Annotated in this window: 17 protein-coding genes and 4 pseudogenes; 8 read left to right on the plus strand and 13 right to left on the minus strand. The window is 39.5% G+C overall.

Annotated features, from left to right (window positions below):
• Positions 1 to 189: 189 nt before the first annotated feature.
• Together SC79_RS15015 and SC79_RS15020 are read left to right on the plus strand one after the other, a co-directional pair.
• Positions 190 to 1,011, plus strand: a complete 822-nt coding sequence (locus SC79_RS15015) for a MerR family transcriptional regulator (RefSeq protein WP_039075750.1) — start codon at positions 190 to 192, stop codon at positions 1,009 to 1,011.
• 83 nt (positions 1,012 to 1,094) lie between these two features.
• Complete coding sequence (locus SC79_RS15020; protein WP_039075751.1) at positions 1,095 to 1,784, plus strand: DUF554 domain-containing protein; 690 nt, start codon at positions 1,095 to 1,097, stop codon at positions 1,782 to 1,784.
• A gap of 55 nt (positions 1,785 to 1,839) precedes the next feature.
• On the opposite strand, the gene SC79_RS15025 is transcribed toward SC79_RS15020, so the two are convergent.
• Positions 1,840 to 2,529 (minus strand): HAD-IA family hydrolase, encoded by a 690-nt coding sequence (locus tag SC79_RS15025; RefSeq protein WP_039075752.1) that lies wholly within the window; start codon positions 2,527 to 2,529, stop codon positions 1,840 to 1,842.
• Positions 2,530 to 2,967: 438 nt separating this feature from the next.
• On the opposite strand from SC79_RS15025, the gene SC79_RS15030 reads away from it, so the two are divergent.
• Together SC79_RS15030 and SC79_RS20680 are read left to right on the plus strand one after the other, a co-directional pair.
• Entirely contained in the window at positions 2,968 to 3,411 is a 444-nt protein-coding gene (locus SC79_RS15030; protein ID WP_039075753.1) for a carboxymuconolactone decarboxylase family protein, read from the plus strand.
• 113 nt (positions 3,412 to 3,524) lie between these two features.
• Positions 3,525 to 3,635 (plus strand): annotated as a pseudogene (locus SC79_RS20680) (flavin reductase family protein); the annotation flags it as partial.
• Between the two features lie 32 nt (positions 3,636 to 3,667).
• Here SC79_RS20680 and SC79_RS21345 read toward each other — a convergent pair.
• A pseudogene (locus SC79_RS21345) lies at positions 3,668 to 3,796 on the minus strand (hypothetical protein); the annotation flags it as partial.
• Between the two features lies 1 nt (position 3,797).
• On the opposite strand from SC79_RS21345, the pseudogene SC79_RS21160 reads away from it, so the two are divergent.
• A pseudogene (locus SC79_RS21160) lies at positions 3,798 to 3,950 on the plus strand (EamA family transporter); the annotation flags it as partial.
• A 219-nt stretch (positions 3,951 to 4,169) separates the two neighbouring features.
• On the opposite strand, the gene SC79_RS15040 reads toward SC79_RS21160, so the two are convergent.
• From SC79_RS15040 to SC79_RS15060, 5 genes are all read right to left on the minus strand, one after another.
• A complete protein-coding gene (locus tag SC79_RS15040) occupies positions 4,170 to 4,952 on the minus strand; it encodes a GNAT family N-acetyltransferase (RefSeq protein WP_039075755.1) in 783 nt (260 codons plus the stop codon).
• A gap of 184 nt (positions 4,953 to 5,136) precedes the next feature.
• Positions 5,137 to 5,556: an arsenate reductase (thioredoxin) gene (arsC, locus tag SC79_RS15045; RefSeq protein ID WP_039075756.1), complete on the minus strand. Its 420-nt coding sequence runs from the start codon at positions 5,554 to 5,556 to the stop codon at positions 5,137 to 5,139.
• 24 nt (positions 5,557 to 5,580) lie between these two features.
• Positions 5,581 to 6,879, minus strand: coding sequence for an arsenical efflux pump membrane protein ArsB (locus SC79_RS15050; protein WP_039075757.1), 1,299 nt, complete (start codon positions 6,877 to 6,879; stop codon positions 5,581 to 5,583).
• A gap of 12 nt (positions 6,880 to 6,891) precedes the next feature.
• Complete coding sequence (locus tag SC79_RS15055) at positions 6,892 to 7,206, minus strand: ArsR/SmtB family transcription factor (protein ID WP_039076026.1); 315 nt, start codon at positions 7,204 to 7,206, stop codon at positions 6,892 to 6,894.
• 315 nt (positions 7,207 to 7,521) lie between these two features.
• On the minus strand, positions 7,522 to 8,394 hold the full coding sequence (locus tag SC79_RS15060; RefSeq protein ID WP_039075758.1) for a YitT family protein: 873 nt from the start codon (positions 8,392 to 8,394) through the stop codon (positions 7,522 to 7,524).
• 209 nt (positions 8,395 to 8,603) lie between these two features.
• Between SC79_RS15060 and SC79_RS15065 the strand changes: the two genes are divergently transcribed.
• The 3 genes from SC79_RS15065 to SC79_RS15070 all read left to right on the plus strand — a co-directional run bounded on the left by SC79_RS15065 (position 8,604) and on the right by SC79_RS15070 (position 10,621).
• Positions 8,604 to 9,278, plus strand: coding sequence for a hypothetical protein (locus SC79_RS15065; protein WP_039075759.1), 675 nt, complete (start codon positions 8,604 to 8,606; stop codon positions 9,276 to 9,278).
• Positions 9,279 to 9,993: 715 nt separating this feature from the next.
• Positions 9,994 to 10,170, plus strand: coding sequence for a hypothetical protein (locus SC79_RS21165; protein WP_180298689.1), 177 nt, complete (start codon positions 9,994 to 9,996; stop codon positions 10,168 to 10,170).
• Positions 10,171 to 10,420: 250 nt separating this feature from the next.
• Entirely contained in the window at positions 10,421 to 10,621 is a 201-nt protein-coding gene (locus tag SC79_RS15070) for a hypothetical protein (RefSeq protein WP_039075760.1), read from the plus strand.
• Positions 10,622 to 10,644: 23 nt separating this feature from the next.
• On the opposite strand, the gene SC79_RS15075 is transcribed toward SC79_RS15070, so the two are convergent.
• From SC79_RS15075 to SC79_RS15100, 6 genes and pseudogenes are all read right to left on the minus strand, one after another.
• Positions 10,645 to 11,421 carry a sulfite exporter TauE/SafE family protein gene (locus tag SC79_RS15075; RefSeq protein ID WP_039075761.1) on the minus strand — a complete coding sequence of 259 codons (777 nt, stop codon included), beginning with the start codon at positions 11,419 to 11,421 and terminating at the stop codon, positions 10,645 to 10,647.
• Between the two features lie 60 nt (positions 11,422 to 11,481).
• Positions 11,482 to 11,709 carry a sulfurtransferase TusA family protein gene (locus SC79_RS15080; RefSeq protein WP_039075762.1) on the minus strand — a complete coding sequence of 76 codons (228 nt, stop codon included), beginning with the start codon at positions 11,707 to 11,709 and terminating at the stop codon, positions 11,482 to 11,484.
• 34 nt (positions 11,710 to 11,743) lie between these two features.
• Positions 11,744 to 12,908 (minus strand): annotated as a pseudogene (locus tag SC79_RS15085) (MBL fold metallo-hydrolase).
• Complete coding sequence (locus SC79_RS15090) at positions 12,874 to 13,443, minus strand: sulfurtransferase TusA family protein (RefSeq protein ID WP_010331184.1); 570 nt, start codon at positions 13,441 to 13,443, stop codon at positions 12,874 to 12,876. The pseudogene SC79_RS15085 and the gene SC79_RS15090 overlap by 35 nt, the downstream one beginning before the upstream one ends.
• A 69-nt stretch (positions 13,444 to 13,512) precedes the next feature.
• Complete coding sequence (locus SC79_RS15095) at positions 13,513 to 13,890, minus strand: rhodanese-like domain-containing protein (protein WP_039075764.1); 378 nt, start codon at positions 13,888 to 13,890, stop codon at positions 13,513 to 13,515.
• A gap of 24 nt (positions 13,891 to 13,914) precedes the next feature.
• Positions 13,915 to 14,397: a DsrE/DsrF/DrsH-like family protein gene (locus SC79_RS15100; protein ID WP_010331186.1), complete on the minus strand. Its 483-nt coding sequence runs from the start codon at positions 14,395 to 14,397 to the stop codon at positions 13,915 to 13,917.
• Between the last annotated feature and the right edge of the window lie 119 nt (positions 14,398 to 14,516).

Consider the following 14,516-nt stretch of genomic DNA (forward strand, 5'->3'; position numbering starts at 1 on the left):
GCTGATCTTTTTTCACGGGAGCACCAACGCGCAGGACCGACAACGAATGCGACGGTTTGTCGACACGCTGAAAGTTTCTTTTCATAGAGGAGCTTTCTTCATTGCCTGACGCCGCAAACTTTACGTATAGCCCCCGCCGTACTATATAATGTACATGTATACAATCCAATGAACAGAAAGGTTGTTAAAATGAAGGAGTTTTTTTCGATTGGAGAAGTTTCAAAGTTATTCAATGTAAAAATCTCTGCGCTCAGGTATTATGATGAAATCGGTCTTTTGAAACCGGAGCATAAAGATGAGCAAACAAACTATAGATATTATTCTACCCAACAGTTTGAGCGGCTGGACACCATCAAGTATTTGAGGGCATTAGGCCTGCCAATCCATAAACTTCTTGATTTTTTTCATTCTCAAAACACAAATACTCTGCTTCATTTACTGAAAAGCCAGCAAACTGAAATTGAACGCAAAAAGAGAGAATTGGAATGCATAGAAAAAAAGATCTCCCGCCGCATCATGCAAATAGAAGATGCTGTTCACACGCCGTTAGGTCACATTACAAAAATACAACTTCCCGCATTGCGTGTGGCTTATTTACAGCATGAATATATTCTCGGCCATGATATCGAGCATTCGTTAGCGGAATTGAGAACCCGCCTGAGTGCCAACAAGGAAATTTTTATAGGCAAGATCGGTTTATCCATTTCAGCAGCAAATGTAAAAGCACATCAGTTCGACAAATATTCCAGCATATTCATGATTCTTGAAGATGAAAATGAAGAAACTTCATCCGAAATCATTTTTCCTTCCAGAGAATATCTGCAAATCCGATTTAAAGGGTCACATCCCGAAGCCGAACCCTATTACAAACAGTTAGTGGCATATATGAACGAGCATCACTATGAAATAGCAGGAGACTCAATTGAAATCACACTCATTGATTATGGAATAACAAATCATCTAGACAATTATGTGACTGAAATCCTGCTGCCCATCAAAATGATTTCATGAATATGTTTTTAACCTCTCTTGACTCTCTACTAACTTGAGGGTTTATTTTTTTATGCAGGAATCATTATTGGAGGAGAAAGCTTATGTTAGGAACCATTTTTAACACCGTTATGATTATTGCCGGAAGTGTGATCGGTGGGATATGTAAGAAAGGCATTAAAGACGAGTATCAGAATATCTTGATGCAGGCAATGGGGTTTGCAGCAGTTGCGCTGGGGATCAACGCGATTACGCAGCATTTGCCTGAAAGTAAATACCCCATTCTTTTTATCGTCAGTTTAGCCATTGGGGGATTGCTTGGCCAAGTTATCAACCTTGAATTGCGATTCAACAAGCTGGTGAACAGATTCTCTAAAAGCAATTTAGCTGAAGGTTTATCAACGGCGATCTTATTATTTTGTTTCGGTTCACTCTCCATATTAGGCCCTGTTGAAGCCGGGTTGCATGGAGATTATACATACCTCCTGACAAACGGAATATTAGATGGGATTACCTCCATTGTGCTCGCTTCGACTTTTGGTTTTGGAATCGCAGCGGCTGCCATTGTGCTATTTGCCTGGCAGGGCTCCATCTATTTATTTGCTAAAGTCATGGAGAGTGCGCTTAATACAGACCTTATCAACGAAATCACAATTGTAGGAGGCATCCTCATCCTCAGTTCAGGGTTAAGCATTCTGGGCATTAAGAAGTTTAAAACGCTAAACCTGCTGCCGTCCCTGTTGATTCCGCCTATTGTTATTTTCGTGATTCATACATTTGGGCTGCGGTTTTAATGTTCGGAAAGAAAGTCATACTGAAAGGAAAGAGACGTTTGTTGTTCTCTTTCCTTTACATTTGACGGCTGAATAAAACTACATCTCCTTTTTTCAGCTCTGGCAGCAATGTTTTCAGTTCAATTAAATCATGTATGACAACGTCGGCTTGAGCAAGTTCCTCTTCCTGCGCAAAATCAAAATGACATCCGATTGCCATCAAACCATTGTCTTTAGCCGCGTTTATGTCAGATAGGCGGTCTCCGACAACTGCCGTATGTTGAATGCCGTATTTTTTCAGGATAGCGTTTACTAAATCACCTTTATTCAGCGAATGTATTTGTTCAATGCTGAACGTTTCAGTCACCCACCAGTCCAACTGATAAAAACTCACAATGGCTTTTAGATAGTCGCTTAAGCCATTGCTTGCTATAAAAATTGAATAGTGGTTGTCTTTCAAATAACTGAAAATCTCTTGAACGTGAGGGTATAATGCGCCTTTCCCTTGGTTGATATGAGCTATTAACCTTTCTAAAAAATAAGCATCTATCCTTTCTCTTATTTCATTGGAGTGATGCGGCAACAACGTCTTCCACACTTTAGGCAAAGGAACGCCCATGATCTCCCTGTATTTCTCAATAGGGGTCGCTGTATCCCATTGGCCAAGTGACCTTAAATAACCGAAAGCATCATCTAATGATAATTCTAAAATTGTATCCGTTTGAAACAACGTTCCATCCATATCGAAAATGAGTGATTGCACCAAATTGACTTCTCCTTTTTCTCACGACTTTATCTTCTAAATCTTACCACAATGTAAAATCAAATTAGCTTGTGAAAGAAAGAGAAATTGACAGTTTAGATGTAAAAAAACAGCCATACCACATAACATATGCGATATGGCGATCATCAAATGATTTCTTGATGTCTGCTCTTTATCATTCAGCAACCTTAGCGCATTTAAAATCACAATCAAAGCGGCCCCTGTATCACTCAATACAGCAAGCCAAAGTGTTAGCCAGCCTGGAAAGATGAAAACCAATGCTATGACTTTTAATGATAGCTAAAGCTTTTTTGCTTAACTTCATCCAATTTAAATTATTCTCTGTTTCACACATACTGCTTAGAAAGAATACTGTCGCATTGGTAAAATTATCTGTATCGGAATACAATTTAAGTATCTTAAGAAAAGGAGTCTTGCCTTATGAGTCAAAGAGTGTCTTATTATGAGGTTGCACCTGAAGGTATGAAAGTCATGATGGATATGGAGAAATACACGAAACAATCTTCAATTAACCGCACGACGAGAGAACTAATCAAAATCAGAGTTTCTCAACTAAACGGCTGTGCTTTCTGCATAGATATGCATACTTCGGATGCTCGAAAAATGGGCGAAACGGAACAGCGGATTTACTGTTTACACGCTTGGAATGAATGTGATTTTTATTCACCTGAAGAGAAAGCAGCGCTCGAACTATCTGAACATATCACACTCATTCCATCTAAAAGGGTTCCTGAAGAGCTATATCATCGAGTGCGGGAACATTATGATGAAAAGCAATATGTTGACCTTGTTCTTATCATCAATCAGATAAACAGCTGGAATCGCATCTCTATTGCAATGGGGAATCAAGCAGCTTCAAAATAAAGTGATTTGCGCGCCCATACCTGCCAGATAGTCGCAGCAGGTATGAGCAAATGCAAATTACTTTTTTTCTTTTAATCTTTTAAAGATTCGACTTTGGCTTTAGGCGCAATCAATTACATTTTCATACCGAGGAAAGTATTTTATTGAACGAAACCCATATCAATCCTTCCAAATGGTGTCCGCTTATTTATTTTAAGTATCATTTTGGATTAAAAGAGAAGTAACATGAACCTTTTACCGTTTTAAAAATATAGAGTTACCCGCTTGCCAACTCCTTAATCATCAAACCCAATTCACAAATCCCCTTTTGAAGGTCTTCAAGAGATGCATAAGCATATGATAAGCGAACCTCATTCCCTTTTTCCTGACCATAGATTCTGCCAAGAGCTTTAACCTTGCTCATTTCTTGGATGTGGATTGGCGAAATACCCGCGTTTATTTCACTGCTAGGCGGGGCAGTTACAGTCGGCGGGGTGTGTTTCACCTATTTAAACCCAAATCAAATGAAATGGCACGAAAACGCTCTTAGACACAAATAAAGTGATTAAAAGCCGTTCAAAACGTAAAACAGCTCGAAATAAAAGGAGATGACAAAAAATAGATCGCATCTGGTATCATGTTGTCACTGATGAAACAAGAAAGAACTTATCGAAAACACTTCGCCGGCAATGGCATCTGGAATCTTAAAATAGTTTCTTAACCGCTGACCCAGGTAGAGAAGAGTGCTTATCTCTTCTCTCTTTTTTTGAATCAATGTTTTACGATTTTCCAGTATAGAAAAGGGAGTATTCGGTCATGGCCTTAAAGCCTAGTTTAGCTGCTAATCTAAAGGAAGATTTGTTGTTAACATCACAATCCCAACTAGGCACCATTCCATTTTTTAGACAAAAATCGATAAACTCACTTCCCACATAATAAGCTAAACCCTTGCCTCTGTATTCTTCAAGTGTATAGATATCCATTTCTGCACGATTATGTCCTAAAAAGATAGATGTACACTCACTAACAACTTGACCGCCATGTAATACGGCAAATCCGAAACCTTTTGAAGAAAATTGCGAAACAGAATCCCAATAGTCCTCATAATATGTTTTGTTAAATTCCGTGCTGTTTGAGATAATGTCTTCGTCTATCCTTTTTAATACAAACCCCTTTGGAAGTTGTAATTCCGATATAGACGGTTTTTGCTGAAAAGAAAATGCGACTCTTTTCATGTGATTCAATTCGTCTTTTAGGATTGTTTTCATGACTCTGTCCCATGTATCGCTAGAACTAAACAAGGTAAATCTTTTTGTTGATTTCACTTGTTTTTCATAATATTCAGCAACGAAATCATTGAAATCTTGATTCCCCTCTTCTCCCGCAATAAAGTAAATTCCTGATTTAGTCTCTATCAAAAATGATTTAGGGAAGGTGTGTTCATCCACATAAACAACTCCCGAAATGGTTTGTTCTACTATTGAATAGACAAATGTTGGGCAATTTTTTTCATGAAACCATGTTTTTAAGCCTTTATATGTTTCTTTTGTTACCTTCTGCAAACTGACAACTCCTTTAAAACAGCGTCTTCTTCATGATTCTGTTCACAAAATCAATTTTCCTCTGTCACAAGCTAAATACCTTCCCTTTTAAGCGGACAACTCATGGATCATGGACAAGTTAAACAAAAACAGGTGTCTGCATTCAGCTCGCAGACACCTGTTTTTCATTACACACTGTGCATATCTATTTCCCAGTTTCAGCAAACTGTTTTAAGCGGTCTCCAATTTCATCACGCACTCTTTGGAAAAACGCCCATTTTTCTTCGTCCGTTCCTTGCGCTTTTGCCGGATCATCAAATCCCCAATGCTCACGTTTGACATGTGAAGGCGTCACTGGGCATTTATCAGCTGCATCACCGCAGAGAGTCACAACCAAATCAGCATTGTTTAAAATGTTCAGGTCTATCATATCTGAGGTTTGATTGGAAATATCGATTCCTGCTTCTGTCATCGCTTTGACAGCATTAGGATTTAACCCATGAGCTTCGATTCCCGCGCTGTACACGTTCCACTTGTCTCCAAGGTATTTTTTCCCCCATCCTTCAGCCATTTGGCTGCGGCAAGAGTTTCCAGTGCATAAAAAGTAAATGGTCTTCTTTGACATGTTTATCTTCTCCTTTTTGAAACATTAATGGATGATCATCAGCCACATATACAGGCCGACAAGTGTAATGAATAATGTTGGGATTGTCAGAATGATTCCTGTTTTAAAATAAGTGCCCCAGGAAATCTTCACACCTTTTTGTGAAAGGACATGAAGCCATAATAGTGTCGCCAAGGAACCAATCGGCGTTATTTTAGGGCCTAAATCGGATCCGATGACATTGGCATAGATTAGCGCTTCTCTCATCATCCCTTGTGTATCTGTGCCGGCAATAGCCAATGCATCAATCATGACAGTCGGCATGTTATTCATAACGGAAGAAAGAATCGCCGCGATGAAGCCCATTCCGATCGTCCCCGCAAACAAGCCTTGATCGGCCAAGGCCTGAATCACGCCTGAAAGGACATCTGTCAACCCGGCATTACGGACACCGTACACAACAACGTACATGCCGATTGAAAAGAACACGATAGCCCACGGCGCTCCTTTCAGCACTTGCTTTGTATGAACGGCTGGGCTCTTTTGTGCTGCAATTAAGAAAAAGATGGCGATGATGCCCGCTACCACTGATACGGGAATAGAGAAAAATTCACTGGTGAAATAACCAATTAGCAGCAGCCCTAAGATATACCATGATAGTTTGAACATCTTCTGGTCTTTTATTGCCTCTGCAGGTTTTTTAAGCTCAGTCAGATCATAACGTTTAGGTAAGCTTTTTCTGAAGAAAAGGTAAAGTACAATGATACTCGCCAGTAACGAGAATAAGTTCGGCACAATCATTCTGGATGCATAATCAATAAACGTAATATCAAAATAGTCCGCTGAAACGATGTTGACCAAATTGCTCACGACGAACGGAAGCGATGTCGTATCTGCTATAAATCCGCTGGCAATGATAAAAGGAAAAACTAATTTTTCATTGAAATGCAATGCCCGGACCATCGCTAATACAATCGGTGTCAATATAAGAGCCGCACCGTCGTTTGCAAATAATGCGGCGACGATCGCTCCTAATATCGCTACATAAACGAACATCCGAACACCGTTTCCTTTTGCAGCCTTCGCCATATGAAGCGCTGCCCATTCAAAGAAACCGATATGATCAAGGATTAACGAGATAATAATGATGGCCACAAAAGCCAATGTCGCATTCCAAACAATGCCTGTCACAGTTATTACATCTTGAAAATTGACAACGCCGGCTATTAAAGCCAAAACAGCTCCTCCACAGGCTGACCACCCAATAGACAAGTTTCTCGGCTGCCATATGACCAATACTAAAGTGAATAAAAATATGGCTACCGCCAAAATGATTGAAATCAATCTATTACCTCCTTACTTGCAAGTTGACTGAGTTTCCCTTTGTTTCATCAGCAGTAACAATTCGTCCTCCTGATCGATTTGATGCAAGATCAATTGCAATGTATCAAACTCCGGACATGATTCATTGATTGAATAATAATGCCATTGCCCTCTTCTGTCCTCGTTCACAAATCCCGCGTTCTTTAATTTTCGCAAATGCTGGCTGATGGCCGGCTGACTCATATCGAACATATCAACCAATTGACAGACACAATATTCTTTTTCAAAAAATAATTTCATCATCATAAGCCTTGTTTGATCACTAAGTATTTTTAAACAGCCGGTCATCGCTGCCACTCCTATTTTTGTATCAGCAATCAAATGAACTCCCCCTTTAACCCAATATATAATGGAATCATGATATATTGGCCCAGCGATCATACCCCCAATCAAAAAGAGGCACTGTCCCTGCAAAAAAATAAACATTACGTTCTTCACAACCTCATTATATAAGCTCTCACTTATATAATCAATTGATTATATTTACCTAAACAAGAAAAAATCCTGCTTGAAGGAAACAGGATTTCAACAAATCATGGACAAACAGCTTCATAAGGCTCGTCAAACCATATGATGGCTGCTCTGCGATTCGTCACTTTTTTTCTAATGATGATTGGCCCTTCTAAAATTGCTGCCCTTCACTTCTGCTACGTCATATACGGTAACAAAAGCGTTTTTATCAATGTCATTTATGATTTCTTTTAGCTTGGTTTCTTCTAACCGGTTGATGACACATGTGATTTCTTTGAATTTCTCATGGGAAAAACCCCCGTAGGCTTCTTTGTATGTGGCGCTTCGGCCTAGTTGATCACGTATGGTTTCTACCATCAATTCAGGTTGGGTTGTAATAATTTGAAACGTTTTAGAACCGCTTAAGCCTTCCTCAACGACATGAATGACCTTGGATGCAATATAGTAAGCAATGACTGAAAGCAATGCTCCTTGCAAACCAAATACAGTGGAAACAAAAATAAACACAAAAAGGTTTAAGAATAAAATGAGATCGCTCGTTCCGAATGGCAGTTTTCGGGACAGCAGCACTGCAAGCATATCAATTCCATCTAATGCGCCGCCATTACGCAGCGCCAGACCCATTCCAAACCCAAGGATAATCCCGCCGACAACGGTTATCAACAAAGTATCCCCTTCGATGATGGCTGGAGTGTGGTGCATAAAACTTGTACCCGCGGCAAGTGATGCGATTCCGATAATTGATAATAACGCAAAGCGTTTCCCAATTTGCTTATATCCTAACCAGACAAACGGAATATTAAGAGCGGCAATCAGAATCCCCAGCGGCAAATGGAACAGCTGTGACCCAACAATGCTGAGGCCTGTCACCCCTCCATCAGATACGCTGTTTGGAATGAGCACCGTTTCCAGTCCATATGCCGCTATGATTCCTCCGATTATGACCATGATGACTTGCAGGATGATCTTCGCTTTGAATTTCTTATGTTTTTCGTTTGTATTCATGCCATTCCTCATTTCATATATTATGTTATATTTAAATATACCATAATATCATTTTTTGGCAGAAAACTTGCTTTTATGAAAAGGATTCGTCAATCAAGCAGTCTGCTTCCGCCGTGCTCATTAGCACAATATTGTCATGATCGCTGACCAAAAATGGATTTCATTATTTCCCGATATGTATGTATCAAATGATGGAGAGGAATGAAAGAATGAGGAAACTCGGAAAGATATTTTACTGCAATGCCGCTCTGCTTTTGCTCGCCTTATTGCTTGCTGGATGTGCGGGCAGTAAGAATGGAGAATCAAAACAAACTTCAAATGATGAAACTGCTGCACAAACTGACGAAAATCATCATGATAACGAAGACAGCAACAAAATCAGCAAAGATGAATCAGAGCCAACAACGGGATCAGAAGAATCCACAACAGGTGAATCAGATGACACCTCTTCAGAAAAAGCAAAAAATGAGGAGAAAGATAATGAAGACACTGGATTGGCAGCGTATTCTTCTGAAAAAATCGAATATGCCCGTGTTTGGCTGCAGCTTGGGCCTAATCAAGAGATAGATGAATTAAATGTTCGGCACATTTCAGCTGGTGAACCGATCAATCCTAATGATGAGACAAGTGCCAGCTATCCAGAAGATGTGATCCAGTTGGCAGGTTCTCGATTAGTCGATGGATCAGTCACTTATCATGGTAACGGGGATGGCACGATTCATGTATACAATGTCCCTTTACGCTGGGATTCCGCTGATGATTTAGATCAAGGGGTTATGCGGGAAGTGACTGAGAATATCATGAACAATAAAAAAACAGTGTACGTAAAGACAGGCGACAATAAAAAAATCAAACGGCTTATTGACATGATGGTTATTCATTAAACAGCAATCACCAAACTTTATTTCACTGAGTTCCTTTCTATAAATAATGGCTATAAAGGAAAAAAGTATGATATATTCATATGGAACAAAGTTTGGAGTGTGATCACTTGCTGAAAAATCTACCGGTTCTATTAGCTATCCTTACCGTTGGAAACATTCTAAATGTGATGAGTCTTACCCTCGAATTATCAGAGACTTTTCACTGGATTGTATTATTACTAGGTGTTGCATTATTATTTTATAGCGCCGTATGTTTAGTGGCATACAATCTGAATCAAAAGCTTATATCTCAGAAATAAGTGAATGCTGTCTTAAGAAAAACAAGCATGTAATATGATGCTTGTTTCAGATTGTTGACAAAGTCATAAAACGGTTTTCGTTTTATGACTTTGTCATCTTTTCAGCGTGATTGAAAACCCTTGAAGTCTAGGAAGGGCGAGCAATGGAGCACAGCGAATGTAGCAATTCGTGAGCACCAACGCGCAGGACTGACAACGAATGCGAGGGTTTGTCGACACGCTGAAACAAGCATGTAATATAATGCTTGTTTTTCTTCTAGCTACTTCCTTCAAACTCTGACTCCATAGTCAACCTTGAAGGTGTTACACTTTCGCAAAGGGCTTCCATCATTTCTTCTCTCTCTCCCCTTTTGAGATGCATGATCCCGCATCATAATGTATAATTTTCCCTATCTGCTTATAGGAGGCATTACATCATGATAATGAGAGTGACTGGAATTTTAGTTGGCATTACTTTATTTATGACTGGTATTCTTTTGCCGGAAGCAAAATTTGATTATCCTCAGTACATTAGTTTTGCGGGAGCTTTTATAGCATCATCATCATTTGGCAGTCTTATGAAACTGAAAAAACAATCCGTTACAAACTCTTAAACTATTTCTTCCTAAGATTTTAAAACGAATGTTGTAAGGTGGAATAAAAACCGTTAAAATACCAAGGGTATTATACCCCTTGGTATGATTGATGTGCCTCAAGGGATCGTATTCTCCACAAGCTATTGCCCCACTATGCCCTGCCTGGCGAATATTGATCAGCTCATTTTTATTGACTTATGAAATGTAATCACTCATAATCCCTATCAAACCGGTAAGTTTTAATAGCATTGAAAAGAGGGGATTAATAGTGAAGGTATTGACCTTTTTATTTTCTGAACGCTGTCCTACATGCAATAAAAAGCTGAAAACCACTAAATCAAATGCTCTTCAAAGCATTATCATCAAAGCTTGCCCAAACCACCATTATCAAAAAGAATGTCATCCAGCACTTGAAACATTTATTGAATGCGGCCAAGTAGCAAAACATAGAAAGAAAGCTAATGATTGATGAATTGATTCCTTTGATTACTATCAAAGGAACCCTAACCAGATTTTAATAGCTGTGGCTGTAATTAATAGCGCTAAAATCCATTGCAGGAATGTTGTATTTACCTTTTGTCCAACTTTTGCGCCAATAGGAGAAGCAATTACACTAGCGATCATCAGAACCAGAGCTGGCACAAAAAGAACCTGTCCTGTGATTACCTTTCCAACTGTCGCGCCAATAGATGATAAAAATGTAATCGCAAGAGATGAAGCGACGGTGATTCTCACCGGAATCTTTAAAATCGATAACATAATGGGAACGAGGATAAAAGCGCCGCCAGCTCCTAAAATACCTGATACTCCGCCAATGATAAGGGCTAAAGATGAAGCTAACCATTTATGAAATATGACTTCTTCGCCTTCCCTATGTTCATGTCCTTTTTTAGGTATAAACATTAATATCACAGCTATAATAGCCAATATTCCGTATATGAAGTTCATTCCTTTTTCAGATATAAGATGCGAAAAGTAACTCCCCAGTACACTACCTATAAGGATACTGCTCCCCATATAAATGATTAATGGCTTATTCAAAAAACCACTCTTACGATAAGCCCATACACCGCCAAGTGTCGCAAAGAAGACTTGAATCGCTCCTATCCCTGAAACTTCATGGGCTGTTAATGACGTCACTCCCACTAAAGCAGGAATGTACAATAGCATTGGATAATGAATAACAGATCCGCCAATACCGACCATTCCGGAAATAAAAGCACCAATAAACCCTATCATGAAAAGAGTGATCATAAAGGCCATATCCATTTGGTTGCCTCCTTTTCAAAGAAAAAGGGTATCTTTATAATCGATACCCTTTCACATCCATTAACCTTTTTTAATCCAGAATTTCAGTACATCGCCTTCTTCAGTTTGCTCTAAAAGGTCATGCCCGCCTGATTTAGACCAAGCCGCAAGATCACTTTTAGCTCCCTTATCAGTTGCGTGCACTTCTAATACTTGGCCTGATTCCAGTTCATTCATCGCTTTCTTCGTTCTCACAATCGGCATAGGGCATGCCAGTCCTTTTGCGTCTAATACTTTATCTGATTTCATGCTCATCTCTCTCCTCTTTTAATAGAATCATGTGTTACCGTATTGCGCAGCGGTTTGGACCGATCTCCATCTCACGCTGTTTTTCTTCATCCGGGCTGATTTTCCCCATGTTTGTTTCACGAATTTCTTGGTATGCATTTGGTTGCGGAGGCAAATGATCTGTTACCAGGTGTCTAAATTCGGTTTCATCCGCAATGTTCAACCCATGGTTCTCGGCAAATAATGTACTTAGTTTTTTAGCCACACTGCCATCCTCATTTAGCTCATCAATGATCATAAAGTGTGCCGGTAATACGATTAAATCCTTTGGTAGCGCTTTGTAACGGCTATAAAGAGTTTTTCTTAAATCTCCTACCCAATCTTCTGCCATACCGGCTAAGTCTGGTCTGCCAATTGAATCGATAAATAAGATATCACCTGAGAGAAGATACTGATCATCGACAATGAAAGAAGTGGAGCCAATGGTATGCCCCGGAGAAAAAATCGGTTGAATTTTAATCTTTGTATTTCCAATGATAATATCATTTCCTTCTTCCAACGGCTGATAATCGAATACCACTTCTTCAGCATCCTTCGGCGGTAACCAGTAAATTGCTTTTGTTTTTTCGGCAATTGCTCTGCCGCCTGAAATATGGTCTGCGTGAAGGTGTGTATCAAATACGTGTGTAATCGCCGCACCCTTCTCTTTCGCAAAGTCTATAAAAATATCTGCCATACGTGTCGCATCAATCATCGCTGCTTCACCATTGGAAATGACCATGTATGACAGGCAGCCTTTTCCGATTCGAACAAACTGATACATTTCACCGCCATCTTTTAAATCCCCGACTTTTACCGGTTCTAAATGTTCGCTCCATGCTTTCATCCCACCCTTAAGATAGGATACAGAAAGACCGGCTTCAGAAAGCATGTCGGCTACCATGACGGATGAACCTTCTTTTGCGCATACGACCAGTACTTCTTTATCTGAAGGAATGTTCTCCAAGATATCTTCTACCCCATCTAAAAGATCGAAATACGGTACATTTAAATGGTCAAAATAATGCCCTTCAATCTTCCAATCGCTAAAATCATTTTCATTACGAACATCCAGAATAAATAAAGGTTCTTTGTTAAAGATTTTTTGTGTCACTTCTTTTACGGTAAGTGCTTGCACGGTCATGTTTACCTCCCTCCCTTTTCTGTTTTACCTGTCCAATCACGCATACCGGGGACGACGTTGATTACCTTTTTAAAACCTTGTTTTTTCATTGTTTGGGCTGCCATTTCGCTCCTTCTTCCCGAATGGCATATGATGTGAATTTCATCATTTTTATTTAACTCGCTAGAGCGTGCTTCCACTTCACCAAGAGGGATATGCACTACACCGGGGATATGAGCTTCTTCATACTCCTCTGCCTCGCGGACATCTAAAATGTGAAGCGGCTCTTCACTTTCTACTTTCTGTTTGAAAGTTTCTAATGAAATGTCCGGAATGGACGATGCGTTTTCTGATGCAGGCTCGCCTCCTCTACGAAGAAAATGGCGAAATAAATCTCCCTCTGTTTCAGTACCTAGATATTGATGACCTGTGCTTTTGGCCCATGCTTGCAAATCTGCCGTAAAGCCTTTGTCTGTTGCTTGAATTTCTAATACTTCACCAGCTTTTAAATCCTTCATTTTCTTCTTCGTTTTGACGATAGGCATCGGACATGCTAAACCTTTAGCATCTAATACAACATTTGCTTGTATCATGTTATTTCCTCCTTTTATCTAATAGGGGTAGGGGTATATGATCCGTCAAAAAAAGAGATCTTCTTCCTTTCACCGATATTCATGCCATGCATTCATGCCGCCTTTTACATTTGTAACACTTTTAAATCCTTGTTTTTTCAATATCTTACTCGCCTTCATACTTCTCATACCGCTTTGGCAAATAACCAAAATCTCCCTGTCATTCGAAAGTTGATTTGTTTGTTGAGGCAGTATTGACAAGGGAATATTCTTAAAACCTTTTATATGCTTCGTACGAAACTCAAAAGGTGTTCTAACATCTATAAACTGTTTCCCTTTACTTTTCAGCTCTGATTTTAAAACTGTCGTTGTTATTTGTTTCACACCTTTTACTGGTGAAACATTCCGAATCACTATCCATAGAAACAACAAAAAGAGCATGGTATAGATCATGACACTGCTATCCATCGGATTCGATTCACCTCTCTTCAATTAAATAAATAAGTTCACAGTGCCTTCTTCAGCATCAGCTAAATAAGCTGCTACGCCAGCATAGTCGATATCATCTAATAGTTCTTGTTCCTGCAAACCGAGCAGATCCATTGTCATCGTACAAGCGACGAGCTTTACACCTTGTTCTTGAGCCATCTCAATTAGCTGAGGCAATGTTAATGCATTATGCTTTTTCATCACATTTTTGATCATTTTAGGACCCATACCTGCAAAGTTCATTTTAGATAAGCCCATCTTATCAGCGCCTCGAGGCATCATCTTTCCAAACATGTTTTCAAGAAATCCTTTTTTCACAGGAACCAGCTCTTCTTTACGTAAAGCGTTTAATCCCCAAAACGTATGGAAGATGGTCACTTCATGATCATAGGCGGCTGCACCATTTGCAATAATGTAAGCAGCCATCGCTTTATCATAATCCCCGCTGAATAATACAATCGTTGTGCGTTTTGTTTGTTCTGTCATGTTTATCCTCCTAACCTCCTATTACCCCCATGGGTATATAGAAACTTAAAATTTTTTGATGGCGAATGCTATGCTATCATTCAACCGACAAAATACCTATAGGGGTATATTATAACGCA

Source organism: Bacillus sp. MSP13, from assembly GCF_000815295.1.
Classification (GTDB): domain Bacteria; phylum Bacillota; class Bacilli; order Bacillales; family Bacillaceae; genus Bacillus; species Bacillus vallismortis.

Excerpts from the sequence above, each read along its gene's own strand:
- SC79_RS15015 (WP_039075750.1), top strand. The coding sequence starts at position 190 with ATGAAGGAGTTTTTTTCGATTGGAGAAGTTTCAAAGTTATTCAATGTA.
- SC79_RS15020 (WP_039075751.1), top strand. The coding sequence starts at position 1,095 with ATGTTAGGAACCATTTTTAACACCGTTATGATTATTGCCGGAAGTGTG.
- SC79_RS15030 (WP_039075753.1), top strand. The coding sequence starts at position 2,968 with ATGAGTCAAAGAGTGTCTTATTATGAGGTTGCACCTGAAGGTATGAAA.
- arsC (WP_039075756.1), bottom strand. The coding sequence starts at position 5,556 with ATGTCAAAGAAGACCATTTACTTTTTATGCACTGGAAACTCTTGCCGC.
- SC79_RS15055 (WP_039076026.1), bottom strand. The coding sequence starts at position 7,206 with ATGACCGGCTGTTTAAAAATACTTAGTGATCAAACAAGGCTTATGATG.
- SC79_RS15060 (WP_039075758.1), bottom strand. The coding sequence starts at position 8,394 with ATGAATACAAACGAAAAACATAAGAAATTCAAAGCGAAGATCATCCTG.
- SC79_RS15065 (WP_039075759.1), top strand. The coding sequence starts at position 8,604 with ATGAGGAAACTCGGAAAGATATTTTACTGCAATGCCGCTCTGCTTTTG.
- SC79_RS21165 (WP_180298689.1), top strand. The coding sequence starts at position 9,994 with ATGATAATGAGAGTGACTGGAATTTTAGTTGGCATTACTTTATTTATG.
- SC79_RS15075 (WP_039075761.1), bottom strand. The coding sequence starts at position 11,421 with ATGGATATGGCCTTTATGATCACTCTTTTCATGATAGGGTTTATTGGT.
- SC79_RS15080 (WP_039075762.1), bottom strand. The coding sequence starts at position 11,709 with ATGAAATCAGATAAAGTATTAGACGCAAAAGGACTGGCATGCCCTATG.
- SC79_RS15090 (WP_010331184.1), bottom strand. The coding sequence starts at position 13,443 with ATGATACAAGCAAATGTTGTATTAGATGCTAAAGGTTTAGCATGTCCG.
- SC79_RS15095 (WP_039075764.1), bottom strand. The coding sequence starts at position 13,890 with ATGGATAGCAGTGTCATGATCTATACCATGCTCTTTTTGTTGTTTCTA.
- SC79_RS15100 (WP_010331186.1), bottom strand. The coding sequence starts at position 14,397 with ATGACAGAACAAACAAAACGCACAACGATTGTATTATTCAGCGGGGAT.